The 25,302-nt window shown below is 72.2% G+C and carries 24 protein-coding genes; 10 read left to right on the top strand and 14 right to left on the bottom strand.

The features are described from left to right. The first annotated feature begins 1 nt into the window (after position 1). The gene (locus tag L2K70_RS17915) at positions 2–988 is read left to right on the top strand and encodes an ABC transporter ATP-binding protein (protein WP_236404589.1); all 987 of its coding nucleotides are present in this window, start codon (positions 2–4) and stop codon (positions 986–988) included. Between the two features lie 14 nt (positions 989–1,002). On the opposite strand, the gene L2K70_RS21800 is transcribed toward L2K70_RS17915, so the two are convergent. Beyond that, positions 1,003–2,130 (bottom strand): PP2C family protein-serine/threonine phosphatase, encoded by a 1,128-nt coding sequence (locus L2K70_RS21800; RefSeq protein ID WP_236404588.1) that lies wholly within the window; start codon positions 2,128–2,130, stop codon positions 1,003–1,005. Between the two features lie 103 nt (positions 2,131–2,233). On the opposite strand from L2K70_RS21800, the gene L2K70_RS17905 reads away from it, so the two are divergent. Beyond that, a complete protein-coding gene (locus L2K70_RS17905) occupies positions 2,234–3,199 on the top strand; it encodes an alpha/beta hydrolase (protein ID WP_236404587.1) in 966 nt (321 codons plus the stop codon). A 4-nt stretch (positions 3,200–3,203) separates the two neighbouring features. Here L2K70_RS17905 and L2K70_RS21795 read toward each other — a convergent pair whose 3' ends face one another. Both L2K70_RS21795 and L2K70_RS17895 read right to left on the bottom strand, forming a co-directional pair. After that, positions 3,204–4,046 carry an ERCC4 domain-containing protein gene (locus L2K70_RS21795; protein WP_236404585.1) on the bottom strand — a complete coding sequence of 281 codons (843 nt, stop codon included), beginning with the start codon at positions 4,044–4,046 and terminating at the stop codon, positions 3,204–3,206. Between the two features lie 41 nt (positions 4,047–4,087). Then, on the bottom strand, positions 4,088–4,762 hold the full coding sequence (locus L2K70_RS17895; RefSeq protein WP_236404583.1) for an acetate uptake transporter family protein: 675 nt from the start codon (positions 4,760–4,762) through the stop codon (positions 4,088–4,090). 162 nt (positions 4,763–4,924) lie between these two features. On the opposite strand from L2K70_RS17895, the gene L2K70_RS17890 reads away from it, so the two are divergent. The 3 genes from L2K70_RS17890 (at position 4,925) to L2K70_RS17880 (ending at position 8,966) form a co-directional block, all read left to right on the top strand. Beyond that, a complete protein-coding gene (locus tag L2K70_RS17890) occupies positions 4,925–5,551 on the top strand; it encodes a hypothetical protein (protein ID WP_236404581.1) in 627 nt (208 codons plus the stop codon). 250 nt (positions 5,552–5,801) lie between these two features. Then, the gene (locus tag L2K70_RS17885) at positions 5,802–7,361 is read left to right on the top strand and encodes an HNH endonuclease signature motif containing protein (RefSeq protein ID WP_236404579.1); all 1,560 of its coding nucleotides are present in this window, start codon (positions 5,802–5,804) and stop codon (positions 7,359–7,361) included. 537 nt (positions 7,362–7,898) lie between these two features. Next, on the top strand, positions 7,899–8,966 hold the full coding sequence (locus L2K70_RS17880; RefSeq protein ID WP_236404577.1) for a carboxypeptidase-like regulatory domain-containing protein: 1,068 nt from the start codon (positions 7,899–7,901) through the stop codon (positions 8,964–8,966). A gap of 54 nt (positions 8,967–9,020) precedes the next feature. Here L2K70_RS17880 and L2K70_RS17875 read toward each other — a convergent pair whose 3' ends face one another. The 4 genes from L2K70_RS17875 to L2K70_RS17860 form a co-directional block, all read right to left on the bottom strand. Continuing rightward, positions 9,021–9,782 (bottom strand): sulfite exporter TauE/SafE family protein, encoded by a 762-nt coding sequence (locus L2K70_RS17875; RefSeq protein ID WP_236404576.1) that lies wholly within the window; start codon positions 9,780–9,782, stop codon positions 9,021–9,023. Then, positions 9,779–10,915, bottom strand: coding sequence for an SPFH domain-containing protein (locus L2K70_RS17870; RefSeq protein WP_236404574.1), 1,137 nt, complete (start codon positions 10,913–10,915; stop codon positions 9,779–9,781). Before L2K70_RS17870 ends, L2K70_RS17875 begins: the two co-directional genes overlap by 4 nt. A gap of 66 nt (positions 10,916–10,981) precedes the next feature. Next, positions 10,982–11,443 carry an NfeD family protein gene (locus L2K70_RS17865; protein ID WP_236404572.1) on the bottom strand — a complete coding sequence of 154 codons (462 nt, stop codon included), beginning with the start codon at positions 11,441–11,443 and terminating at the stop codon, positions 10,982–10,984. Positions 11,444–11,482: 39 nt separating this feature from the next. Next, positions 11,483–12,286: an ABC transporter ATP-binding protein gene (locus tag L2K70_RS17860; protein WP_236404569.1), complete on the bottom strand. Its 804-nt coding sequence runs from the start codon at positions 12,284–12,286 to the stop codon at positions 11,483–11,485. An 80-nt stretch (positions 12,287–12,366) separates the two neighbouring features. Here L2K70_RS17860 and L2K70_RS17855 point away from each other — a divergent pair, with 80 nt between their 5' ends. Continuing rightward, positions 12,367–13,065 (top strand): Rv1486c family protein, encoded by a 699-nt coding sequence (locus L2K70_RS17855; protein WP_236404567.1) that lies wholly within the window; start codon positions 12,367–12,369, stop codon positions 13,063–13,065. Positions 13,066–13,134: 69 nt separating this feature from the next. Here the strand turns inward: L2K70_RS17855 and L2K70_RS17850 are convergent, their stop codons facing one another. Continuing rightward, complete coding sequence (locus tag L2K70_RS17850) at positions 13,135–13,560, bottom strand: DUF805 domain-containing protein (protein ID WP_268930784.1); 426 nt, start codon at positions 13,558–13,560, stop codon at positions 13,135–13,137. 163 nt (positions 13,561–13,723) lie between these two features. Here L2K70_RS17850 and serB point away from each other — a divergent pair, with 163 nt between their 5' ends. Continuing rightward, positions 13,724–14,950, top strand: a complete 1,227-nt coding sequence (gene serB, locus L2K70_RS17845) for a phosphoserine phosphatase SerB (protein ID WP_236404566.1) — start codon at positions 13,724–13,726, stop codon at positions 14,948–14,950. On the opposite strand, the gene L2K70_RS17840 is transcribed toward serB, so the two are convergent. Together L2K70_RS17840 and L2K70_RS17835 are read right to left on the bottom strand one after the other, a co-directional pair. After that, complete coding sequence (locus L2K70_RS17840; protein ID WP_236404564.1) at positions 14,922–15,713, bottom strand: putative protein N(5)-glutamine methyltransferase; 792 nt, start codon at positions 15,711–15,713, stop codon at positions 14,922–14,924. The genes serB and L2K70_RS17840 overlap by 29 nt on opposite strands. After that, positions 15,710–16,201, bottom strand: coding sequence for a SixA phosphatase family protein (locus L2K70_RS17835; RefSeq protein ID WP_236404562.1), 492 nt, complete (start codon positions 16,199–16,201; stop codon positions 15,710–15,712). The genes L2K70_RS17840 and L2K70_RS17835 overlap by 4 nt, the downstream gene beginning before the upstream one ends. Before the next feature lie 88 nt (positions 16,202–16,289). Between L2K70_RS17835 and L2K70_RS17830 the strand changes: the two genes are divergently transcribed. Together L2K70_RS17830 and cphA are read left to right on the top strand one after the other, a co-directional pair. Then, positions 16,290–17,282 (top strand): cyanophycinase, encoded by a 993-nt coding sequence (locus L2K70_RS17830; RefSeq protein WP_236404561.1) that lies wholly within the window; start codon positions 16,290–16,292, stop codon positions 17,280–17,282. Further along, complete coding sequence (cphA, locus tag L2K70_RS17825; protein WP_236404560.1) at positions 17,279–20,053, top strand: cyanophycin synthetase; 2,775 nt, start codon at positions 17,279–17,281, stop codon at positions 20,051–20,053. The genes L2K70_RS17830 and cphA overlap by 4 nt, the downstream gene beginning before the upstream one ends. A gap of 15 nt (positions 20,054–20,068) precedes the next feature. Here cphA and L2K70_RS17820 read toward each other — a convergent pair whose 3' ends face one another. Continuing rightward, positions 20,069–21,451, bottom strand: coding sequence for an MFS transporter (locus L2K70_RS17820; RefSeq protein ID WP_236404559.1), 1,383 nt, complete (start codon positions 21,449–21,451; stop codon positions 20,069–20,071). A 53-nt stretch (positions 21,452–21,504) separates the two neighbouring features. Between L2K70_RS17820 and L2K70_RS17815 the strand changes: the two genes are divergently transcribed. Further along, the gene (locus tag L2K70_RS17815; RefSeq protein WP_236404558.1) at positions 21,505–22,029 is read left to right on the top strand and encodes a winged helix-turn-helix transcriptional regulator; all 525 of its coding nucleotides are present in this window, start codon (positions 21,505–21,507) and stop codon (positions 22,027–22,029) included. Here the strand turns inward: L2K70_RS17815 and L2K70_RS17810 are convergent. The 3 genes from L2K70_RS17810 to fabG are packed head-to-tail and all read right to left on the bottom strand — an operon-like array spanning position 22,019 to position 25,285. Continuing rightward, the gene (locus tag L2K70_RS17810) at positions 22,019–23,713 is read right to left on the bottom strand and encodes a Mur ligase family protein (protein WP_236404557.1); all 1,695 of its coding nucleotides are present in this window, start codon (positions 23,711–23,713) and stop codon (positions 22,019–22,021) included. The two genes, L2K70_RS17815 and L2K70_RS17810, sit on opposite strands and share 11 nt — an antisense overlap. A 31-nt stretch (positions 23,714–23,744) precedes the next feature. Then, the gene (fabI, locus tag L2K70_RS17805; RefSeq protein ID WP_236404556.1) at positions 23,745–24,515 is read right to left on the bottom strand and encodes an enoyl-ACP reductase FabI; all 771 of its coding nucleotides are present in this window, start codon (positions 24,513–24,515) and stop codon (positions 23,745–23,747) included. A gap of 41 nt (positions 24,516–24,556) precedes the next feature. Next, positions 24,557–25,285, bottom strand: a complete 729-nt coding sequence (fabG, locus tag L2K70_RS17800) for a 3-oxoacyl-[acyl-carrier-protein] reductase (protein ID WP_236404555.1) — start codon at positions 25,283–25,285, stop codon at positions 24,557–24,559. Positions 25,286–25,302: the final 17 nt, after the last annotated feature.

Here is a 25,302-nt window from a genome sequence, read left to right as displayed (position 1 = left end):
CATGTCCCCTTCGCAGCCCGACCATCCGTCCCAGCCACTGATCGACGTGCGCGACCTCGAGCGCACCTTCGACGTGCGCCGCAGGGTCGAGGGCCACCGGCGCCGCGTCCGCGAGCAGGTGCAGGCCGTGCACGACCTCACCTTCTCCGTCGAGGCGGGCGAGATGGTCGGCTACATCGGCCCCAACGGCGCCGGGAAGTCGACCACGATCAAGATGCTGACCGGCATCCTGGTGCCGACCGGCGGCGAGCTCCGGGTGGGCGGGCTCGACCCCAGCCGGCAGCGCGTCGAGCTCGCGCGGCGGATCGGGGTGGTTTTCGGGCAGCGCTCGACGCTGTGGTGGGACCTGCCGCTGATCGACTCCTTCGAGCTGCTCCAGAAGATGTACCGGATCCCGGTGCACCGCTACCGCGAGAACCTCGACCGCTTCGTCGACCTCCTCGACCTCGGCGCCCAGCTCGACACGCCCGTGCGCCAGCTCAGCCTCGGCCAGAGGATGCGCGGGGACATCACCGCCGCCCTCCTGCACGACCCCGAGGTGATCTACCTCGACGAGCCGACGATCGGCCTCGACGTGGTCAGCAAGGGCCGGCTGCGCGAGTTCCTCCGCGCGCTCAACGCCGAGCGCGGCACCACGCTGCTGCTCACCACCCACGACCTGCAGGACATCGAGGCGCTGTGCGACCGGGTCATCGTCATCGACCACGGCACGTCGGTCTACGACGGCTCGCTCGCCGGGCTGCACGCCCACGGTGGGTCGACCCGCACGCTGGTGGTCGACCTCGTCGACGAGGCGCCGCCCATCGACGTGCCCGGTGCCGAGGTGCGCGCGGTCGAGGGGCCGCGGCAGTGGCTGTCGTTCCCCGCCGACGCGAGCGCCGCCCCGGTCGTCGCCGCGGTCGCGTCGTCGTACGACGTCGCGGACCTGTCGATCCAGGAGCCGGACATCGAGGACGTGATCCGCGAGCTCTACTCACGAGGAGCCTGAGCCCGTCCCGCTCCTCAGCCGTGGAGAGAACGGTGGCGTTGTGACTCCCTCTCGGGAGAGGTGAGCGGCTGGCGCTCCAGGACGAGCATCGCGCGGTCGTCGTCGCCGCGCCTGACCTTCTTGAGCACCCGGCGGGGCAGGCCGGTGAAGCCGCGGGCGTCGACCGCCTCGAGCGCGACCCCGCGCAGCCAGTCGATGCCGGCGTCGAGGTCGCGGTCGTGGGTCTCGATGACGCCGTCGGTGTAGAACAGCAGCGCCTCGCCGGGCCGCAGCCGGCCCCGGCTCGGGGTGAAGTCCGCCTCCGGGATCACGCCGAGTGCCATCCCGCGGGCGTTGTCGACGTCCCAGCCGCGCTCGCCGAGGTGCCAGTGCAGGGCGGGCGGGTGGCCGGCGCTGGTGATCGTGTAGTCGCCGGTCACCAGGTCGACCTTGAGGTGCACGGCGGTGGCCAGCGACTCCTCGGACTCCTGGCGCAGCAGGAAGTGGTTCGCCGCGGACATCAGCTCGGCGGGCGGCAGCGCGCCGATGAGGCCGCCGAGGGCGCCCGCGAACTGGAGCGCCTGCGGGCCGACCGACGTCCCCTTGCCGCAGACGTCGACGAGCGCCATCTCGAGCCAGCGGTCCTCCCGCAGGTCGGCGACGAGGAAGTCGCCGGCATAGCTCGGTCCGTTGGCGGTGATGGTCGCCGACTGCGAGCGCCACCCGTCCGGGAGGTCGGGCACGACTCCCTGGCGCTGGAGCCGGTCGCGCAGCTGGCTGAGCACCGCCTCGCTGAGCGCCATCGGGAGGCCGGAGCGCTGCTTGCTCACCTGGTAGAGCGCCAGGGCGAGGCCGATGACGAAGATGACCAGCGCCGAGGTCCGGCTGGCCGTGGCGAAGCTCGTCTCGATCGAGGTCCACCAGGCGACGACGACCATGGCGAGCCCGAGCACGAGGAGCGGCACGAACCGGAGCAGCATCGTGCCGATCATCAGCAGGAGGAACCACAGCGAGATCGGCACGACCTTCTCGGCGATCGCCCCGATGCCGACCGCGGCGGCGACGAGGCCGAGCAGCACCGCCAGCAGGAACGCCTGGCTGCCGCGGGAACCCGTACGCCAGCCGTCGACACGTTGCCGGACATAGGTGGAGATCCCGCGCACCAGAGAATCCCACGCGTTCGACACAGGCGAAGGGTAGAACCGGGCCGCCCCCCTCGGAGGCCGAACCACGAAACCCGTCCCCCCGGCTCGATAGGCTCCGAACATGCCTTCGGTGCCGCCCCAGGACGACGTCCTCGGACCCGACTACCGGGTCGAGACGATCACCCTCCCGCCCGACGACGAGGGGCCGGTCTTCGCCACCGTCGTGACGCTGGAGCCCGAGGTCCCCAACGGTCGCGCGGTCCTGCACGTCCACGGGTTCGCCGACTACTTCTTCCACGACGAGTACGCCCGGTGGTGGGTCGCGCGCGGCTACACGTTCTACGCGCTCGACCTCCGCAAGTACGGCCGGTCCCTGCGCGACCACCAGACCCCGCACTACGTGTCGGACCTCAGCGAGTACTTCGCCGAGATCGACCTCACCTGGTGGCGCATCACCGAGCGCGACGGCTTCCGGCACGTGGTGCTGTCCGCCCACTCGACCGGCGGCCTCACCATGTCGCTGTGGGCCGACGAGCGCCGGCACCCCGAGATGGCCGCGCTCGTGCTCAACTCGCCGTGGTTCGACATGCAGGGCGCGGCCTGGCTGCGCAGCCGCGCGACCGGGGTGGCGATCGAGCGGCTCGGCACCACCCGCCCGATGCGCGAGATCCCGCGCAAGGTGAGCGAGGTCTACGGTCGCTCGCTCCACGCCGAGCACGGCGGCGAGTGGGACTACGACCTGGCGTGGAAGCCGCTGGAGTCGCGCCCGGTCTACATCGGCTGGCTGCGCGCCGTGCGCCACGGCCACGCCCGGCTGCACCGCGGGCTGGACGTCCCCTGCCCCGCGGTCGTGCTGTCCTCGGCGAGGTCGTTCTTCGGCGAGCAGACCGACGAGACCGCGTCCACCCACGACATCGTCCTCGACGTCGAGCAGATCCGTCGCTGGGCCTCGTCGGTCGGCCGACACGTCACCTCGATCGCCATCGAGGGCGCGATGCACGACGTCGTGCTCTCCCGGCCCGAGGTCCGCGAGCAGGTGTACGCCGTCCTCGACCGCTGGCTCGGCGCGTGGGTGCCGGAGGGCTGAGCGCTCACCCCTCGTGGCGCGCCTCGGCGACGACCTCGCCCGTGAGTCCGTCGACCAGCGTGCTCCCGGCGACCGCACCCCGCAGGGCGCGCAGTGCGATCGCCTTGCGGCTGAAGGAGTCCACCGGCTCCTCGTCACCGGGCGGGCTGACGACCCACCTCCGCAGGTCCCGTGCCGCTCGCGGCGCGCGGTCGGGCTCGGGCTCGCGCTCCGCCGCGGCGACGTACTCCCCCTGCAGCGCCTCCGCTAGCCGCGCGGCGCGGACCTTGCCGACGCCGGGATGGGTGCGCAGCCCGCTCGGCGCAGCGTCGGCGATCGCGGTGAGGCTGCCGTACGACGACAGCAGGCTGCGCGCCATCGCCGTACTGATGCCGGGGACGACGGACAGCATCGCCTCGGCCTGGGCGGAAGGGTGCCGGGGGCTGCGGCGCGGCCCTTCGGTCCTGGTCGTGGGGTGCGGGCGACGGGCGCGTCGCGCGAGCCGGACCAGCCACGCGGCACTGTCCTCGGCGTCGAGGCTGTGCAGGACGGTGAACCCGTCCTCGACCAGCCGGCACACGGCACCACGCCAGGCGTCCTCCGCGATGCGCGGCTCACCCTCGATCAGCAGCACGGCCTGCGGGAAGACCGACTGCAGCCGTTCGGCCTGGTCGAACAGGCGACCGTCGCGGATCGACGCGCCGAGGTCAGAGGGACCCTTCCGCTCGACGGCCAGGTCGGGACCGAGCACGTAGTCGCCCACCGGCAGGTCGGCCAGCTCCACCTCGAGGCCCGCGGCGACCAGTGCGGCCGCGATGGGGCTGTTGCGCTCGCGGTGGTCGACGAGCACGGGAGAGGTGTCCGGCACGTCACGACGCTACCCGCGAGGAGGTCGGGGCATGCGCCGCGTCAGAGCTGACGCCGTACGCCGGGGTCGTGCTGCGCGGCGCGCACCTGCGACTCCCAGCCCTCGGACATCGCCTCGGCGCTCGGGCCGCGGCGGCCGAGGGGCAGCACGGCGCGGCCGTCGCTGGCCTCCAGCTCGAGCGCGAGCGCCGCGTACAGGCTGAGCGCGGCCAGTGCGAGCCCGACCCAGCCGGCGAGGCTCATCCACCCCGTGCCACCGTCGAGGTGCGCGACGCCGGTGACGGCGAACCGGACCGCGCTGAGCGCGATGACGCACGCCGGCACGAGCTTGCTCCGGGCGGAGGCGGCCGGGACGAGCAGGCACGCCGCCGAGCCGAGGAGGACGACACCGAGCCCGTCGACGGCCGCACCGGGCGGGTTCGTGAGCGTCGCGAGCCCGACGGCTCCCCACGTCCCGGCCAGGATCCCCATCCCCGTCGCCGCCACCGGGTCACGGGCCAGGAAGCCCATGACGGACGCCACGAGCTGCAGGGGCACGGTGAGGGCCAGGACGGCCAGGGCCACCGTGCGTCCCTGCGTCGGAGCGATCCACTCGAGCTGCAGCGCGGCGAAGGACGAGGTCGCGACGCCGAGGGCGAGGAAGCCGAGCGGGAGCGGCGTGGCGATCGGTCGGAGCACCACGCGCGCGTCCACGGCGGTCGAGGTCGGTGTGCTCATGACGTCCGGTACCCGCGCGGGGTGGTGGGATACGAGGAGCCCGGGCGAGGAACGAGCACCGCGCCGATCGTCAGGGGTGGGCGGCTTGAATGTCCCCGTGTCTCCCCTCCCTCATCGGCAGCCTGCTCCGCCCTCGACCGAGCTCCGTACGAGCGGTCGCTGATGGCGCTCCTCGACAGCTCGACCGGCCTCCTGGTGACGGCCGCACCCGGCACGGGCAGCACGGCGCTCCGCGCTGCGCTGCTCGCCCGGCCGACGGTCAGCGAGGTGCCCGACGTGGAGGCGATCCGGGCCCGCGACATCGACGTCAAGCACGCCACCGCCGGCGAGCTCGTCGGCGCGGGGTTCCTGCCGGCGGACCACGGGTTGCGGATCGTGACCACCACCCGCAACCCGTTCGACTTCTACGTGGCGGAGTACGAGCGCAACCGCCGCCGGTGGGTCCACGACCTGCGCGACCCGGACTCGTGGGTGCACGCCACACCCGGTGCGGTCGGGCGCATCGTCGACGCGGTGACCCTCGAGTTCGGCGACTGGCTGAGGGGCGTCATCTCCGAGCCGGGACCGCGCCGGATCAACCGCCGCCACGTCGACGAGGCCGACGTCGTCCTCCGGATGGAGCACCTCGAGTCCGACCTCCAGGAGCTGGTCGGCCTCGAGGTCGCGGTGGCCGCCACCAACGTGACGGACCGCGGGCGGGCGTACTGGCAGGCGTACGACGTCGCCAGCCGCGCGCTCGTCGAGACCAGCCACGCCGAGGACCTGGAGCGGTTCGGGTACGCGTTCTAGGCGAGCACGTCGTCGGGTGCAGCCGGTCGCCGTGGGACCGCCCGTGGAAGCCCCATCACGCCGCGGTTTGTCGAGCCGCTCGTGAGGGACGGCGCTCCCCGCTGGTCGACTAGCCCGCGAGGGACGGACAGACGTATCGAGACCTTGCTCGCCAGCAGCCCTCGGTGGTTGAGGTGCGAGCGCAGCGAGCCTCGAAACCACCCTGTGGAGCTCGACACGGCTGTCGGTGCTCTGATCTAGAATCGAACACATGATCGACACACTGGCAGGACCCGGACCAGGTGAGGCAGACACCCTCACCGCCTCCGACCTGCTCGCGTCGATCCGTGCGGAACGTGTGGCTGAGAACGCGGCTGCCGCCCGTCAGCTCGACCTCGCCGCCCGCTGGGCCGACCTCCACCCACCCGAGTCCATCCACACCGCCGCCGCTTTCGAGGTCCGCGGGTCGGAGCACGAGGAACCCATCGCCGGTGACGGCTGCCCGCTGGTGGCGGAGTTCTGTGTCGCGGAGCTCGGCACCGTCCTCGGGATCTCGACGACGGCGGCGAAGAAGCTCATCGGTCACGCCCTCGAGCTCCGCCACCGCCTCCCACGAATCTGGGCACAAGTGCACACCGGTGCGGTGCCGGCGTGGCGTGCCCGGCTCGTCGCCGAGACCACCATCCACACCACCCCAGCGCTCACACGCGAAGCCGCCGCCCACGTCGACGCCCAGGTCGCCGCCGTCGCCGGCCGCATCGGCACCGCTCAGCTCGACAGGCTGGTCGCCGAGACGATCAAGAGGTTCGACCTCGCCGCCCCGGACCCCGCATCCGATCCCGTGGACGGCTACCTCTCGGTCGATCCGAGGCACGTGACCTTGCACGACGACGACGTCCACTTCGCCGGGACGATGCGGTGGGAGGCCGAGCTCGGTGTCGCCGACTCCCTCGACCTCGACGCGGCCGTCGCCCACGGGGCCGAGCTCCGCAAGGCCATGGGATCGACCGCCTCGTTGGACGTCCGGCGTGCCGAAGCCCTCGGGGACCTCGCCCGCACCCAGACCGCCCTCGACCTCGCCTTCGCGCGTAGCGGTGGTGGTTTCGAGGCTCGCTCCGCTCGCACCTCAACCACCGACATGGATGGTCGAGTAGCCGGTGAGGAACGAGCCGGCGTATCGAGACCCCATATCTCTGACGACCGTCTCCCGGCGGCCCGCCAGGTCGTCCTCCACGTCCACTTAGACGCCCAGACGGTAGGTGAGCAGACCGTGTTCGGTCCCACCGGCCGCATGGAGGAACGCAACAAGCTCCTGCTCCTCGACCAGCTGAAGGGTTGGTGCAGCGACTCCCGCACGAAGGTCACGGTCAAGCCGGTGGTCGACCTCAACGCCACGTTGTCCGTGCCCGGGTACGACATCCCCGACCGGATCCGCGACCAGGTCATCCTCCGCGACCAGACCTGCGTGTTCCCGTGGTGCACGAGACCCGCGCGGCGCTGCGACCTAGACCACGTCATCGCGTTCGACCACAGCGCTGAAGCAGAAGGCCGACCGCAACCCGGGCCCACCGCCACCTGGAACCTCGCGCCCTTGTGCCGGCACCACCACCGCCTCAAGACCCACACGGCGTGGCGTTATGAGATGACCGGCAACGGCGTCTTCGAGTGGACCAGCCCGCACGGCCACCGCTACCGACGCGACCACACCGGCACCATCCCAGTCGACCCATTCGACCCCATCGACTCGGTGAGCGATCCAGCGGAACCGATAGAGCTCGGGAACGGACCCGACGATGACCCGCCACGCGTTCCCCGTCAGCATCGACGATGACCCCGCCCCACACCCCGCCGGTCCACACGACGGCGGGGGTCGTGGCGCGTCCACATCCGCAGGTCTGGCCACGGCCACGTCCGACCGTGCGAGCCGGAGGCCCGACGACCAGGCGCGGCCTCAAACGGCTGTCCGATCGAACCGGACAGCCCGCCGAGGAGGGACATCGGTCGCGACCGAGGAGCGACGGCGCACCCGGCGTCGCACGACCACGACGGCGACGGCAGCTCGCACCCGCCCGCTCGTGCCTCGCGGGCTGCTCGACCAGCGGGGAGGTCACGTCTTTGTACGCCCGACCACGGATCGTCGAGCCAAGTCCGTCGCGCGCAGGCGTGTAGCCCTGTTTCGCCGTCGTGTCCTCGGAGTGCAGAAGTGCGCCGCGCCTGGTCTGGACCGCAGGCCCACGACGGCAACGCGGCAGTAACCGGACAGAAACCACCGGGCACAGGACAGCCGTTCCCCCGCTGCGCGTGGCGGCCGGTCCCACGCTGACAGGCGCACCGCATCCGTGGTGCTTATTACTCGTGGGGAGTAGGAATGAACACCTTCAGCAAGCTGGGCGGAGCCGCGCTCGCGGTCGCCCTGGGCATCACCGGAACCACGCTCGCGGCCGGCCCGGCTGACGCCGCCAAGCCGACCCGGATCAAGGGAACCGTCACCAGCGAGAGCGGCACGCCGCTCGCCGGCATCAAGGTCACCACCCTGGCCGACGTCAACGGCGAGTGGGTCGCCGTCGACGACGCCCTCACCGACGACCTCGGCAAGTACAACGTCGGCAAGCTCGACGACGGCTCCTACCTCGTGCGCTTCGACGACCCGGCCGGCACCTACGCCCCGGAGTTCTACGACGACGCCGCCACGGCCGAGACGGCGACGCCGGTCGAGCTGGCCGTCGGCGACATGCCGACCCTCGCCGTGGCAAGGCTCGCCGGGGTGGCCCACCTCGTCGGCACCGTCACCGGCAGCGACGGCGCGGGAGTCGCCGGTGCCGAGGTGACGGCGTACGCACTCCAGGGCACGGAGTGGGCCTCCGTCGGGACGGTGACCGCCGGCAGCGACGGCGCCTACGACATCGGCGGTCTTTCCGGAGGCGTCCACACGCTCGGCTTCCGCGACCCCGTGTCGGGCGTCACCGAGTACTGGAACGACAAGGCGACGCTCGCCGAGGCCGACACCGTGACGGTCCCGACCGCGGACCACTACGACGTCACCCTGGCCACGCCGCTGCCGCCCGCACCGCAGCCCCCGACGCCGTCCGTGACGCCGTCCGTGACGCCGACCCCGCCGTCGGTGACGCCGGTTGCGACGACCACGCCGGTCGAGCTCATGGCCGCCGTCGCCTCCGTCAAGCGGGGGCGCATCAAGGGCCTGGCCGAGGTCGGTCGGCGACTCCGGCTCACCACCGGGATGTGGAGCCCGTCGACCGTCACGCTCAAGGTCCAGTGGCTCGCCAACGGCAAGAAGATCCGTACCGCGACCACGATGCGCCTCAAGGTGACCGACAAGCTGGTCGGCAAGCGCATCTCGGCGCGGATCGTCGCGTCGGCTCCCGGACACACGTCCAGCAGCGTCACCACGAAGCGCACCAGCCGCGTCGTCGGCTGACGCAGCCGTCGTCGCCGCCCCTCCCCCGTCCGGGGAGGGGCGGCGCCGTCGTCCTCACACCAGCAGGACGACCAGCGCGGTCAGGCCGACGACGGCGATGACAGCGCGCAGGAGGGTCGGCGAGAGCCGCCGGCCGACCGTGGCGCCGAGCTGGCCGCCGATGACCGAGCCGAGGGCGATCAGGCCCGCCACCGTCCAGTCGATGTCGGCGACCGCGATGAAGACGACCGCGGCGACGGCGTTGACGATCAGCGCCAGGACGTTCTTGGTGGCGGTGTGCCGCTGCATCGAGTCGGCCACGCCGATGCCGAGGATCGCCATCAGCAGGACGCCCTGCGCGGCGCCGAAGTAGCCGCCGTACACACCGGCGAGCGCCACCGCCGGCCACACCCACCACACGCCGTGGTCGGGGATGCCGCCGCGGGCCTCGGCGCGGGCGGCGACGCCGCGCTGGATGCGCGGGCCGAGCACCACCAGCACGACGCCGAGCAGGATCAGCACGGGCACGATCGCGTCGAAGGCCGACGACGGCAGCACGAGCAGGAGCACGGCGCCGACCACGCCCCCGATGAACGACGCGACTCCCAGTCGCAGCACCCGCGCGCGCTGACCGGCGAGCTCGCGCCGGTAGCCGATGGCGCCCGAGAGGCTGCCGGGCACGAGTCCGACGTTGTTGCTCACGTTGGCCGTGACCGGGGGTACGCCGAACGCCAGCAGGGTCGGGAACGTGATCAACGTCCCCGACCCCACCACCGCGTTGATGGTGCCTGCGGCCACTCCCGCGAGGGTGACCAGCACGGCCTCGATCGGACTCACTGGCCGGCAGGTGCTCCCGGCTCGGCGGGGCCTGCAGGGTCCGCGGGGTCCGTGGACGCGGCCTGGGCGGACTTGCCCGGGTTGGCCGCGCTCTCGGCCTCGGCGATCGCCTGCTGCACGGCCTGGTTGGTCGCCCGGGTCTCCGGGTCGTCCGAGCCGCGCGGCAGCACGGGCTCGGACGAGCCCATGTCGACGCGCTTGCGCGGCGTGGCGTCCTTGGGGATGCCGGCGATCTCGTGGATCGAGGAACCGAGACCCTCCATCGCCTTGGTGATCTCCGACGGGATGACCCACACCTTGTTGGCGCTGCCCTCGGCGATCTTGGGCATCATCTGCAGGTACTGGTAGGCCAGCAGGGACTGGTCGGGCTGGCCGTCGTGGATCGCCTGGAAGACGGTCTGGATGGCCTGTCCCTCACCCTGGGCCCGCAGGATGGCGGCCTCGCGGTCCGCCTGGGCACGCAGGATGAGCGACTCGCGGTCACCCTCGGCGTTGAGGATCGCGGACTGCTTATTTCCCTCGGCGGTGAGGATCGCCGACTGCCGCTGGCCCTCGGCGGTCAGGATCAGCGCCCGCTTGTCGCGGTCGGCACGCATCTGCTTCTCCATGGCGTCCTTGATGGACGGCGGCGGGTCGATGCCCTTGATCTCGACGCGGTTGACGCGGATGCCCCACTTGCCGGTGGCCTCGTCGAGCACGCCGCGCAGCCCGCTGTTGATCTCGTCGCGGCTGGTGAGCGTCTGCTCGAGGTCCATGCCACCGACGATGTTGCGCAGCGTCGTCATCGTGAGCTGCTCGACGGCCTGGATGTAGTTGGCGATCTCGTAGGTCGCGGTCACCGGGTCGGTCACCTGGAAGTAGATGACGGTGTCGATCGACACGACCAGGTTGTCCTCGGTGATCACCGGCTGGGGCGGGAAGCTCACCACCTGCTCGCGCAGGTCGATGAGGTAGCGCACCTTGTCGATGAACGGAACGACGATGTTGAGTCCCGCAGGCAGCGTCCCCTTGTACTTGCCGAACCGCTCGACGATGGCCGCCCGTGCCTGGGGCACGATGCGGACCGTCTTGGCGAGCAGGACGACCACGAACAGGACGACGAGCAGGAACAGGACCAGCAGTGCTGTGCCCATGGTTTCCCCCGATCTTCTGTGGTGCTGGGTTCTGGTGTGGGTGGCGGCGGTGGTTGCGGCTGCGGCTCAGGGCTCGAGCGTGGCCACCGGGTGGACGTAGGCGGTGGCGCCCTTGATCTGGAGGATCTCGACGGTCTCGCCCGGCGCGATGCGCAGGTTCTCGTCGTAGGGCAGTGCGGACCAGATCTCGCCACCCACCTTGATCCGGCCGGAGGCGAGGCCGGTGATCTCCTCGGTGACCAGGCCGCGGGTGCCGACGAGCTTGCCGTGCCCGAGCGAGAGCTCCGGACCGGAGTGGAGGCGCTTGACGAAGGCGGGACGCACGAGCGCCAGGGCCGCGACCGACGCACCGAGGGCGAGCACGATCTGGGCGACGAACGGCAGCCCGACCAGGGCGGCGACCATCCCGATGACGGCGCCCGCCGCGAGCATCGCCAGGACGAGGTCGAGGCTGAACATCTCGGCGACGCCCAGCGCGATCGACAGCGCCAGCCACGTCTCCCAGAGGTGGTCGCGGATCCAGTCCATGCCCCGACCCTATCCAGTCGTGCGCAGCGACGGAGGAGGTCAGGACCCCATGCGGCGCGGGGGACGACGACGAGCCGCGAACCGGTCGTCGGCCCGGCTGAGCAGCAGGGGCATCCCGAAGGTCGCCGACAGCGTCTCCGCGGTCACGACGTCCTCGACCGGGCCGGCGTCGACGATGCGCCCCTCGCGCAGCAGCAGGGCGTGGGTGAAGCCGGGCGGGATCTCCTCGACGTGGTGCGAGACGAGCACCGTCGCCGGCGAGTCCGGGTCGAGGGCGAGGTCGGACAGAGTCGCGACCAGGTCCTCACGACCACCCAGGTCGAGGCCGGCGGCGGGCTCGTCGAGCAGGAGCAGCTCGGGGTCGGTCATCAGCGCCCGGGCGATCTGCACGCGCTTGCGCTCGCCCTCGCTGAGGGTGCCGAACGTGCGCTCGGCGAGGTGGCTGGCACCGACCTCGACGAGCAGGTCGTGCGCCCGGTCGTGGTCGAGGTCGTCGTAGGCCTCGCGCCACCGCCCGACGATGCCGTACGACGCCGAGACCACGACGTCCTTGACCAGCTCGGACTTCGGGATCCGGTCGGCGAGCGCGGCGCTGGTCAGCCCGATGCGCGGGCGCAGCTCGAACACGTCGGTGGTGCCGAGCACCTCGTCGAGGATCCCGGCGACGCCCGAGGTCGGGTGGAGCTGGGCGGCGGCGACCTGCAGCAGCGTCGTCTTGCCCGCACCGTTGGGGCCGAGGACCACCCAGCGCTCGTCCTCCTCGACCAGCCAGCTGACGTCGTCGAGGAGCAGGGCCTGGCCTCGACGCACGGTGACCCCTGCGAACTCGATGACCGCGACCATGGTCCGCACCCTATCCAGCAGGGAGGGCGCGGTCCGGGCGGACACGGCGGGCTGACCCGACCGGGGTAGCCTCGCCCGCGATGCTCGCGCTCCCCCACTCCGCCGTCCTCGCCTGGTGGCTCACCGCGTGGCTGCGCGGCCACGAGCAGACCGACCACGTGCTCGACGTCCTGGCCGCCGACACCCAGCTGCTCGAGGGCGGCTCGGCGCTCGACCTGCTGACGATCGCCCGCGCGTCCGGCGCGTCGTACGCCGGTCTCGCGCTGCCGGTCGAGGGCGACCTCCTCGGCCTCGGCGGGCCGGGCGACTTCAACGCCGCCGCGCTAAACGCCGGTCAGGCAGTGGTGGCCGGGACCTTGGGGCTGGTGCCCGAGGAGCAGGGCGAGACGGTGCAGTGGCGCGCGCACGACGCGGCGCCGCGCCAGCTGCCGGACGTGGGTGAGGCCGACCGCACCCTGCGCCAGACGCTGCTCGGCGCCGCCGGCGACCTGGCCGACCTCGACGTCGCCCGCTGGCGCCCCGAGGCCGCCGACGCCCTCATGAACCTGCACCACCGACCCGGCCTCGAGGCGCCGCTCGGCACGCCACCGCGCTGCGTCGACCTCGCCGCCCGTGGGCTGCAGGCGTGGGCCATCGTCGACCTGGCCCTCGTCGACGACGGGGGCGCGCTGTCGTCGTACGAGGTCGAGCGGCGGCGCGGCCTGCTGCAGCCGCTCGGCCGTGCGGCGCGGCGCGCGATCGTGGCCGCGTGCTCGCCCGACGTGTGGCCGGAGGGCTGAGCGGCGACAGACGTCCGGGCCGGGACCCCGTGAGGGATCCCGGCCCGGGATGCTCGTCGTGCTGGTGTGTCAGCTGCCGTACTGGCCGCTGCCGTAGGGCGGCGGCGGGGGCGGCGGGTAGCTGCCGTCGTAGGCCGCGCCGTAGCCCGCGTTCTTCGGGTTGGGTCCGAACCGGTTGTCGGGCTTGGAGTCGGTGCAGTACCAGACGATCAGCACGATCCAGCCGACGATCGGGATGAGGCCGATCAGGATCCACCACCCGCTGCGGTCGGTGTCGTGCAGCCGTCGCACGCTGACCGCGAGGCCGGGCAGGAACAGCGCCAGCGTCACGAGCAGGCCGACGACCTGGCTCGACAGGGCGGCGTCGATGAAGCTGGCGACGACGCTGAGGATGATGTTGAAGAGCGTGAAGTACCAGTACTCCGAGCGTCGCGCCCGGCCCGAGAAGTCGACGTACTTCGAGAAGCACGTGCGGACCGCGGTCATGAAGTCCATCTGTCCCCCTGTGTGATGGCCTCCCGCCGTGGGACGACCGTGTGCGAGAAAGGTAGGGCAGCGGGCACCTCTCTGCCAGCACCTCCACCGCACCGGGTCGGCGCGACCGCAGCGCGGACGCCGCCCCGCGGCCTCCGGAGGGCGGGGCTAGCCTCGTCCCACCATGAGCACCCAGCCGGACGAGCCGAAGACCCTGCTGGTCACCCTCACCGGCAAGGACCGGCCGGGCGTCACGTCAGCGATCTTCACCGCGCTGGCCGCGGCGGGCGTCGAGGTCATCGACATCGAGCAGATCGTGCTGCGGCGACGGCTGGTGCTCGGCATCCTCGTCACCGCCCCGCGGGACTGGAAGAAGCTGCGCGACGTCGTCGAGCGGACCGCGGCGGAGCTCGACATGAGCGTCGAGGTCGACCGCGGCGCGGGCGACAACCGCAGCCGGTCCGGCGACCGCTCGCACATCACGATCATCGGCAACCCCCTGCGGGCCACGGCGATGGCCGCGATCGCGGGCCGCATCGCCGACTCGGGTGCCAACATCGACAAGATCGAGCGGATGGCGCGCTACCCGGTGACGGCCATCGAGCTGCACGTGTCGGGCGCACCGGCCGACAAGCTGCGCCCGCTCCTCGCCGCGGAGGCGGTCCGCCAGGGCATCGACCTCGCCGTCCAGCGCGACTCGCTGCACCGCCGCGGCATCCGGTTGATCGTGATGGACGTCGACTCCACCCTGATCCAGGGCGAGGTGATCGAGATGATCGCCGCGCACGCGGGCCAGGAGGCCGAGGTGGCCCGGGTGACCGAGGCCGCGATGCGCGGGGAGATGGACTTCGAGGAGTCGCTGCGCGAGCGGGTCGCGCTGCTCGAGGGCGTGCCCGCGTCGGCGCTCGACGACGTCTACGACTCGATCGCGCTCGCGCCGGGTGCCCGCACCATGGTGCGCACGCTGCGGCGCCTGGGGTACCGCTTCGCGATCGTGTCCGGCGGGTTCACCCAGATCACCGACCGCCTGGCGGCCGACCTCGGCATCCACTTCGCCCGCGCCAACGAGCTCGAGATCGTCGACGGCCGGCTGACCGGCCGGATCCTCGGCGACGTCGTCGACCGGGCCGGCAAGGCGGCTGCGCTGCGCGAGTTCGCCGACGAGGTCGGCGTACCGCTCGACGCGGTGATCGCGATCGGCGACGGCGCCAACGACCTCGACATGCTCAACGCGGCCGGCCTCGGCATCGCCTACAACGCCAAGCCGATGGTGCGGGACGCCGCGGACACCGCGGTCAACGTGCCCTACCTCGACGCGATCCTCTACCTGCTGGGGATCTCCCGCGAGCAGATCGAGGACGCGGACGCCGCAGCGGGCTTCGTCACGCCTGCTCCCCCGCTGCTGGACTGAGCCTGCCGACCGCGACGCACCCGCCGACGTCGGGGTCGGTCCCGACCGTCGTGGTCAGCCCCGCCGCCGCCATCGCCCCGGTCGTGAGTGCGGCCTGGCCGGGACTGGTCTCGATGAGCAGCACTCCCCCGGCAGCCAGCCATTGCGGCGCGGCCGAGGCGATCCGCCGGTGCAGGTCCACGCCGTCCGCACCACCGTCGAGGGCGGCTCGCGGCTCGTGGTCGCGCGCCTCGGGCGGCATGTCGGCGATCCGGTCGGTCGGCACGTAGGGCGCATTGGCGGCCAGTACGTCGATGCGCCCGCGCAGCCGGTCCGGGAGCGCGTCGAAGAGGTGACCGAGGTGCGCCTCTGCGGTCGGGGCGTTGGTCCGGGCGCAGCGCAGCGCCACCTCGCTCAGGTCGGCGACGTGCAGGTCCACCCGGTCGTCGAGCGACGCCGCCACCGGACCCACGCCCGCGCACATCTCGACCACGACCGGCCGGCCGGTTCGGCCGGTTCGGTCGGCGACCTCGCGCAGCGCCGTACGGGCCAGCAGCTCGGTGCGGCGACGCGGCACGAAGACGCCCGGCGCCACCACGAGCCGCCGACCGAGGAACTCGACCCACCCGAGGACCGTCTCGAGCGGCTCGCCCCCGACGCGGCGGTCGACGAGCGCCTCGAGCCCCGCTGGGTCGGAGGTCGCTGCCGCCAGCAGCGCCGCCTCCTCCTCGGCCCAGACGCAGCCGGCCGCGCGGAGTCGTACGACGACGTCGTGAGCCGTCACGCGCCGCCGACGTGGAACGCGTCGAGCCGGCCGGTGCCGGGCCCGAGGTGGGTCCACGGACCGTCGACGGTGAAGACGGCGAGCGCGGCGGTCGGGAAGCCGCGGGTGACCATGCCGGTGGTCGCGTCGTCGTCGCCCTCGCCGTCGTCGATCAGCTCGGCGACGTAGGCCATGGTGGGGTTGTGGCCCACCACCACGAGGGTCGAGACGTCCGCCGCCGTCTCGCGGAGGAGGTCGAACGTCGAGTCCGCCCCGGCGGCGTAGAGCGCCTCGGAGAACTGGGCTATCTCGTCGTCCCAGCCTGCTCCTGCGGCGACCTGCGCCCACGTCTGCCGAGTGCGCAGGGCGTCGGACACGAGGGCGCGGTCGGGAGCGATGCCCTGCTCGGCGAGCCACCGCCCGGCAGCCTGGGCGTCCTCCTCGCCGCGCGCGGCGAGGGCTCGTTCGTGGTCGGACGGTGCCGTCGCCTCGGCCTTGGCGTGACGCATCACCACGAGCCGACGAGGGGACCTGCCCCCCATGTCACTGCCTGAGTCCGTCATTCGCCCAGCCTTTCAGCCGCTAGCCTCTCGTGTCATGCCCCACGGACCACTCATGATCATCGGTGGTGCCGAGGACAAGGTGCGCAAGCCGACCATCCTCAAGCACTTCGTCGCGCTCAGCGGTGGCCGCGACGCCCGCATCGCCGTGATCCCGACGGCCTCCTCGCTCGGACGCGAGGTCGTCGACGTCTACGACGCGCTCTTCAGCAAGTTCGGTGCTGCCCGGGTCGAGTCGGTACGACCCGAGAGCCGCGAGCAGGCCCACGACCCCGTGCTCGTCAAGGCCCTCGACGACGCGACCGGCATCTTCATGACCGGCGGCAACCAGCTCAAGCTCTCCTCGATCGTGTGCGGCACGCCAGTGGGCGACGCGATCATGCGCGCCCACGAGCGGGGCGCGGTGGTGGCGGGCACGTCGGCCGGCGCCAGCATCCAGTCGTCGCACATGGTCGCCTTCGGCGTCGGCGGTGCGACCCCCAAGCAGCGGATGACCCAGGTCGCCGCGGGCCTCGGGCTCGTGGACACCGCTGTCATCGACCAGCACTTCGACCAGCGCAACCGCTACGGCCGGCTGCTGATGATCGTCTCCCAGAGCCCGCAGCTGCTCGGGATCGGCGTCGACGAGGACACCTGCGGCCTCGTCGAGGACGTCGACGGCGACCTGCTGATGCGCGTGCTGGGCAAGGGCGCGGTGACGATCTTCGACGGCGCGCGGATGGTGTCGAACGCCTACGAGGCCACGCGGTCCTCGCCGCTGCTCGCCAGCGGGGTCGTGTTCCACGTGCTGCCAGAGGGCTCGGTCTTCAACCTGTCGACCCGCGTGCTCGTCCCGCAGGAGCCGGTGGTCGACCCCGAGGACGCCGACGAGCTGGCCGAGGCCACGCGTGACCTGCGCCAGCTGGCGCGCGACATCGCGGCCGCCGACGCCACGCCGGCTGCCATCCGCCGTCGCCTCGCGCTGCGGCGTACGCGCAAGCAGCCCGATGCCACGAACGAGTCCACCTCTACCGATGGAGAAGATGCATGAGCGAGCGGCCCACGCCGGACCTGCAGATCGTGGAGACCCGCGTCTACCGCGGGGCCAACGTCTGGTCCTACGACAAGTCGATCCACCTCGTCGTCGACCTGGGCTCGCTCGAGCAGTTCCCCACCAACACCATCCCCGGCTTCACCGACGACCTCGTCGCGATGCTGCCCGGGTTGCGCGAGCACTCCTGCTCGCGCGGCCGGCGCGGTGGCTTCCTCGAGCGGCTCAACGAGGGCACCTGGCTCGGCCACGTCGCCGAGCACGTAGCACTCGCGCTGCAGCAGCTCGTCGGCCACGACATCCGCCGCGGCAAGACCCGCCAGGTCAAGGGCGAGCCCGGTCGCTACAACATCATCTACGGCTACATCGACGAGAACGTCGGCCTCACCGCCGGCCGCCTCGCGGTCAGGCTCGTCAACCACCTCGTCGAGGGCGACCCCGACTTCGACTGGGAGACCGAGCGCGACGAGTTCATCCGCCGGGCCGAGCGCACCGCCTTCGGTCCCTCGACGCAGGCGATCGTCGACGAGGCCGTGTCCCGCGACATCCCGTGGATCCGGCTGAACCAGTACTCGCTCGTCCAGCTCGGCCAGGGCGTCCACGCCAAGCGGATCCGCGCGACCATGACCTCGGAGACGTCCTCCATCGCGGTGGACGTCGCCTCCGACAAGGACCTCACCACCAAGCTGCTCGGTGCCGCCGGCCTGCCGGTGCCCAAGCAGGAGTCCGTGCGCTCGGTCGACGCCGCCGTGGCCGCCGCGCGCCGGATCGGCTACCCCGTCGTCCTCAAGCCGCTCGACGGCAACCACGGGCGCGGGGTGTGCCTGGACCTGCAGGACGAGGACGACGTACGCGCTGCCTTCCCGGTCGCAGAGGGGCAGTCGCGCCGCGGCAACGTCATCGTCGAGTCGTTCATCACCGGCAAGGACTACCGGTGCCTGATCATCGACGGGAAGATGGTCGCGATCGCCGAGCGCGTCCCGGCCTCGGTGACCGGTGACGGCAGGGCGACCGTGCAGGAGCTCGTCGACCTGACCAACGCCGACCCCCGCCGCGGTGTCGGGCACGAGAAGGTGCTCACCCGGATCAAGGTCGACGAGGCGGCCGTGGAGGTGCTCGCCGACCAAGGGCACACGCTCGACTCGGTGCCCGCCGAGGGCGAGATGGTCAAGCTCGCGCTCACCGGCAACATGTCGACCGGCGGCATCTCGATCGACCGCACCTTCGAGGCGCACCCGGAGAACGTCGAGATCGCCGAGGAGGCCGCGCGGATGGTCGGCCTCGACATCGCCGGCATCGACTTCATCTGCCCCGACATCACCGAGCCGGTCCGTGAGACCGGCGGCGCGATCTGCGAGGTCAACGCGGCGCCCGGCTTCCGGATGCACACGCACCCGACGATCGGCGAGCCGCAGTTCATCGCCAAGCCCGTGGTCGACATGCTGTTCCCGCCCGGCGCGACCTCGCGGATCCCGATCGTCGCGGTGACCGGCACCAACGGCAAGACGACGACCAGCCGGATGATCGCCCACATCTTCAAGGGCCTCGGCCGCAAGGTCGGCATGACCTCGACCGACGGCGTCGTGATCGACGAGCGGCTCGTCATCCGGGCCGACGCGTCAGGCCCGCGCTCGGCGAGGATGGTGCTGCAGAACCCGCGCGTCGACTTCGCCGTCTTCGAGGTCGCCCGCGGCGGGATCCTCCGCGAGGGCCTCGGCTACGAGCGCAACGACGTCGCCGTCGTCCTCAACGTCCAGCCCGACCACCTCGGCCTGCGTGGCATCGACACCGTCGAGCAGCTCGCCGACGTGAAGGCGGTCATCGTGGAGGCGGTGCCGCGCGACGGCCACGCCGTGCTCAACGCCGACGACCCGCTGGTGCGCGAGATGCGGCGCAAGTGCTCCGGCCAGGTCGTGTGGTTCTCGATGGAGGAGCCGGGCAGCGAGGTGCGCGACATGATCGACTCGCACTGCCGTCGCGGCGGCAAGGCGATCGTGCTCAACCCGACCGAGCGCGGCGAGATGATGGTCGTGCAGCACGGACGCCGGGAGATGCAGCTGGCGTGGACCCACCTCCTGCCGGCGACCTTCAACGGCCGGGCGCGGATGAACGTCCAGAACGCCCTCGCCGCCGCGGCCGCCGCCTTCGCGGCAGGCGCGCCGCTGCACGACATCCGGCAGGGCCTGCGGACCTTCTCGACGAACTACTACCTCTCCCCCGGCCGCCTCAACGAGGTCGAGGTCAACGGCGTCAACGTGATCGTCGACTACTGCCACAACGCGCCCGGCATGAAGATGCTCGGCGACTTCGTGGACCGCGTCGGCGAGTCGCTCGAGTCCTCGCACGACCTCGCCCGCCCGTCGCGGATCGGCATCATCGCCACCGCCGGCGACCGCCGCGACCAGGACATGATCGACCTGGGCCGGGTCGCTGCCCAGCACTTCGACGTGTGCATCGTGCGGGAGGACGTGGCGCTGCGCGGTCGCGACCGCGGCGCGACCGCCGAGCTCGTGCTCCAGGGGGTTCGCGAGGCGATGGACGAGGGCGCGCGCTGCAAGCAGGCCGAGCTCGTGCTGGAGGAGATCGAGGCCGTCCGGCACGCGATGAGCCGCGCCAACCGCGGCGACCTGGTGGTGGTGTGCGTCGACAAGCACGCCGAGGTGATGGCCGAGCTGGAGAACTGGTCCGACACCGCGCAGGCCGGCTCGGCGTCGAACCCCGATGCCCCGTCCGCCGACCCCGACTACACGCCGGCCGCCTCGGAGGGCTGAGCGACCGCCGAACCCTCACACCTGCGTCGGAGACCTCGAGGGCTCGGGCGCCGGCACCCGTTCGCCGAGGAGCGCGACGCCGATCGCCCCCGCGAGAGAGACCACGGCCGTCACGATCACGGCGCGGTGCCAGCCGTCGACCAGGCCTTGGGCGGTCGCCACGCCGGTCGGCGCGGCCACCACGGACACGACGGTGACGCCGAGCGCGGACCCGAGGTAGCGCGCGGTGTTGTTGGCACCGCTGCCCAGGCCCGCCTGGCCCGCGGGCACGCTGGCCACGCTCTCCCGGCCCATCGCCGCATTGAGGATGCCGGTCGCCACACCGGCGAGCAGCAGCCCGGGGACGAACCTCGACGGGCCGCTGACCTCGCTGATCCCCAGCACGGACAGCTGGCCGGCGGCTATCACGGCGAGCGCCACGGACATCTGCGTCCGGCCACTCCACCCCACGGGCAACCGGCGGGCGAGGACGGCCGTGACGACGCTCGGCAGGGACCAGGCGAGCATCAGCCAGGCGGCCGTGGTCGCCGAGATCGCGAGGGCCGCTCCCACGAACCCGGAGACGTACGACATCAAGGCGATGATGCCGGCGCCCGTCGCCAGCCCCGCGATGTTGACCGCGCGGAAGGCCGGTCGGCGGAGCAGTCCGAGGTCGAGCATCGGGTGGGTGCTCCGACACTCCACGACGACGAAGGCGACCAGCAGCGCGACGCCGAGGCCCAGGAGTCCGAGCGTGTCCGGCCGGTCCCAGCCCGCGCGGCCCTCGGTGAGGCCTGCGAGCAGGGCGGCGGTGCCGAGCGCCATGAGCAGCACACCGGGGACGTCGAGCCTGGCCCGCGCCGCCGACCGGGACTCGGGGCACGCGCGCCCCGCCACCGCGAGGACGAGCCCGGCGACGCCGATGACCACGTACACGTCTCGCCAGGAGTGCAGCAGGCTCAGGTAGTTGCCCAGCAACGGGCCGAGGGCGATGCCCGCCCCGATGCTCGCACCCCAGAGCCCTGTGGCACGCCCGCGGTCCACCGGGTCGGGGTGGGCGGCAGCGATCATCCCGAGACCCGCCGCGACGACTGCGGCCCCGCCTGCTCCTGCGGCCACCCGGGAGAGGACGAACGTCGAGACGTCCCCCGAGAACGCCCCCAGCAGTGAGGCGATGCCGAGCACGGTGGATCCGATGACGAACCACCTCCGGCGGCCGTAGTCGTCGGCGAGCCGGCCCGCGGTGAGCAGGAGGGCGCCGAGACCGATGCTCATCGAGCTCAGCACCCAGGTGCCGCCCCGGTGCCCCGCGCCGAGTCCTGCGACGGTCTGGTTGAAGTTGGCGAGCGGAGCGGTGAAGGCCACGAGCACGGCGACCGTGCCGAGCGAGGCGGTCGCGAGGGTACGGCGTGGTGTCACGGCACGATCCTTCTGGTTCGATCAACAGACCAAAGAGACGGTAGCATCGAACCATGGCCCTCGGCACGGACTACCCACGGCAGGACTGCGGGATCGCTCGATCGCTCGAGGTGGTGGGCGAGCGCTGGACGCTGTTGATCCTGCGCGACTGCTTCCTCGGGGTGCGGCGGTTCTCCGACTTCGAGGCGCACCTCGACATCTCGAAGGCGGTCCTGACTGCCCGCCTCGAGGCCCTCGTCTCGGCCGGGCTGCTCACGCGCGTCGGCCGGGGTCATGCCAGCTACGAGCTGACTCCCGAAGCGATCGACCTCTGGCCCGTCCTCCACGGCCTCGCCCAGTGGGGCGACCGGCTGACCAGCCCCGGTCGTCCCCGGCGGACCTTCCACCACGTCGGCCACGGGGCCGAGTGCGGCCTGCTGGGCGGCGACGGCCGGTGCACGGCGTGCGGGACCGCTCCTCTCCCCAGCGACATCGAGACCCGACCCGGCCCCGGTGCCGATCCCACGCTCCGCGACGACCCGGTGTCCCGCGCGCTGCGGGCCCCGCACCGGCTCCTGGAGCCGCTGGTCACCCGGTGAGAGCGGCGCGCACCTTCTCCGCAAGGACCTCGGGGGTGTCGGCCGTGCCGCCGTGCTCCGCGATCCAGTCGTAGGCCTGCTGGCGCTCGGCGTGGCACATCAGGCCGACGACGTCGCCGGCCTCCGCGCGCCCGACGAGGGCCGCCAGGCACTCGACCTCGGTCTCGTAGGTGTCGATGTCGGTGACCCCGACGCGCGCGGCGCCGGCGCGCAGCAGCTGGTCGATCTCGTCCATGGTGCGCCCGCGGAGGTACCACTCCTTGTGGCCGATCGCGACCACGTCACTGCCCTTGGCGCCGATCTCGCCGAGGGAGTCGATCAGCTCGTCGGTGCGGTCGCCGACGGCGCCGAGGCCCAGCAGCAGGCGCGCGCCCGGACGTCGTACGCCAGCCATGATCTCCAGCAGCGCCTCGAGCCCGGCCTCGTTGTGCGCGAGGTCCATCACGACGGAGACGTCGCCGGGCAGGGAGAAGAAGTTCATCCGGCCCGGGTTGTGCTCGGCGTCCGGCCGGAACGACGTCAGCCCCGCGACGACGTCCTCCCTGGACAGGCCGATCGCGAGCGCGGCAGAGGCCGCCGCGAGGGCGTTCTCGATGTTGAAGCGGGACAGGCCGGCGAGCGTCATCGGTACGTCGACGAGCTCGACCAGCGGGTCGGGGTCGGCCCCGGGCGTGAGGACCGTGATCCAGCCGTCGATGACCGTCGTCGCGCGACCGCTGCCGTGGCTGAGGACCTCGCGGATGGCCGGGGAGTCCGGGTCGCGGCTGAAGATCCAGGGCTGCGCGGCGATGACGGACTGCATGGCGACGACGCGCGGGTCGTCGCCGTTGAGCACCGACCAGCCGTCCTTGCGGGTGATCCGCGGGACCACGGACTTCACCTCGGCGAGCTGGTCGACGGTGTCGATGCCCTGCATGCCGAGGTGGTCGGCGGTCACGTTGGTCACCACGGACACGTCGTTGCGGGTGATGCCGATGCCCTTGAGCAGGATGCCGCCACGCGCGGTCTCGGTGACGGCGAGCTGGACGCCGTCGAGACCCAGCGCACGCGCCGCACCGGACGGTCCCGAGTAGTCGCCCGCCTCCACCAGCACACCGTCGCGGTAGACGCCGTCGGTGTTGGACCAGCCGACGACGAGCCCGCTGGTCCGCGCGACGTGGGCGATCATCCGGCTCGTCGTGGTCTTGCCGTTGGTGCCGGTCACGGCGACGACCGGGATCCGGGGCGTGATGGTGGTGGGCCGGCCCCCACGTTCCGCCGATCGCACCTCGTCGGCCGCCGCGCTCACTGCGGACTCCACGTCGGGGGTCGGCAGGGCGTCGAGCGCGTGCGCCACCGCGTTGCCGAGCGCCGTGGCACGGCCGCGGTTGCGCCACGGGAAGGCGACCACGACCACGTCGGGGTCCGACGTCGGCCGCACCCGTACGGCGAGCCGCTTCGTGCCGGCCTCGCTCGCGATCGCCCGTACGAGCCTCTCCACCGCGCGCAGCGCGAACCGCTGGCGGAAGCCGGACCCGGCGCCGCCGGGACGCGACGTGCGCAGGCCGATCCGCCTGGCGAACCGCAGGACCGCCTCGTCGCCCGCCTCGGTGATCGTCGAGACGTCGAGCGTGAGCTTCACCGCGGCACGCGGGAAGTAGAGGTTCGGGCCTTCGAGGATGCGCAGCTCGACGAGGGAGGTCACCCGGGGAAACTACCGAACAGCGGACCCGGTCCTACAGGCCCATCGCGTGGAAGCCGCCGTCGACGTGGACGATCTCCCCGGTGGTGGCCGGGAAGAAGTCGCTGAGCAGCGCGCACACGGCCTGGGCGGTGGGCGTGTGGTCGGTCTCGTCCCAGCCGAGCGGAGCACGGTCCTTCCACGACGACTCGAGGTCCTCGAAGCCGGGGATCGCCTTGGCGGCCAGCGTCTTGAGCGGGCCGGCGGACACCAGGTTGCAGCGGATACCGTCGGGACCGAGGTCGCGGGCGAGGTAGCGCGAGGTGTTCTCGAGTGCGGCCTTCGCGACGCCCATCCAGTCGTACGCCGGCCACGCGGTGGTCGCGTCGAAGGTCAGCCCGACGATCGAGCCGCCGGGCTGCATCAGCGGCTTCGTGGCGACGGCGAGCGACTTGAGCGAGTACGCCGACACCTGCACGGCCTGGGCCACGTCGTCCCAGGGGCCCTCCATGAACTTGCCGCCGAGCAGCGTCTCCGGGTTGCCGTAGGCGATGGAGTGGACCACGCCGTCGAGGCCGTCGACGTGCTCGCGCACCTGGTCGGCGAGGCCGGCGAGGTGGTCCTCGTCGGTGACGTCGAGCTCGAGGACCGGCGGCTCCTGCGGCAGCCGCTTGGCGATCCGCTTCGTGATGCCGAGGGCGCGGCCGAAGTTGGAGATCAGCACGGTGGCGCCCTGCTCCTGCGCGACGCGCGCAGTGGCGAAGCCGATCGAGCTGTCCATCGTGACGCCGGCGACGAGGATGCGCTTGCCGTCGAGGATTCCCATTGCGTGTCCTTCTCTCTCGAGCTCTCTCGGGGTCGTGCGGGTCAGTGGCCCATGCCGAGGCCGCCGTCGACGGGGATGACGGCCCCGGTGACGTAGGCGGCGCCGTCGGAGGCGAGCCAGGTGACGGCCGAGGCGATCTCGGCCGGGGACGCGTAGCGACCCAGCGGCACCTGAGTCCTGATCGCCGACTTCTGCTCGTCGGTGAGGACGTCGGTCATGTCGGTCTCGACGAAGCCGGGTGCGACCACGTTGGTGGTGATCGAGCGGCTGCCGAGCTCGCGGGCCAGCGAGCGGGCGACGCCGACGAGCCCGGCCTTGGACGCGGCGTAGTTCACCTGGCCGGCCGAGCCGAGCAGGCCCACCACCGACGAGATCAGGATGATCCGGCCGTGACGCAGCCGGAGCATGCCCTTGGCGGCGCGCTTGGCGAGGCGGAAGGTGCCGGTCAGGTTCGTGTCGATGACCGAGGACCAGTCGTCCTCGCTCATCCGCAGCAGGAGCGTGTCCTTGGTGATCCCGGCGTTGGCGACGAGGACCTCGACCGGGCCGTGTGCCTCCTCGACCTGGGCGAAGGCCGCCTCGACGGCGTCGGGGTCGGTGATGTCGCAGCGGACGTCGAGCGCACCCTCGGGGGCACCGCCGTTGCGGGTCGTGACGGCCACCTTGTCGCCCTGGGCGAGGAAGGCCTCGGCGATCGCGCGGCCGATGCCGCGGTTGCCGCCGGTGACGAGTACGGAGCGAGGGGTGCCGGGCTCGGGGGTCTGGGTCACGGACCCGACGCTAGTGA

Origin of the sequence: Nocardioides potassii (genome assembly GCF_021648885.1) — a bacterium.
GTDB lineage: Bacteria > Actinomycetota > Actinomycetes > Propionibacteriales > Nocardioidaceae > Nocardioides > Nocardioides potassii.
Note: the sequence above shows the minus strand (reverse complement) of the source record. Positions and strands in the feature narration are given on the sequence as shown.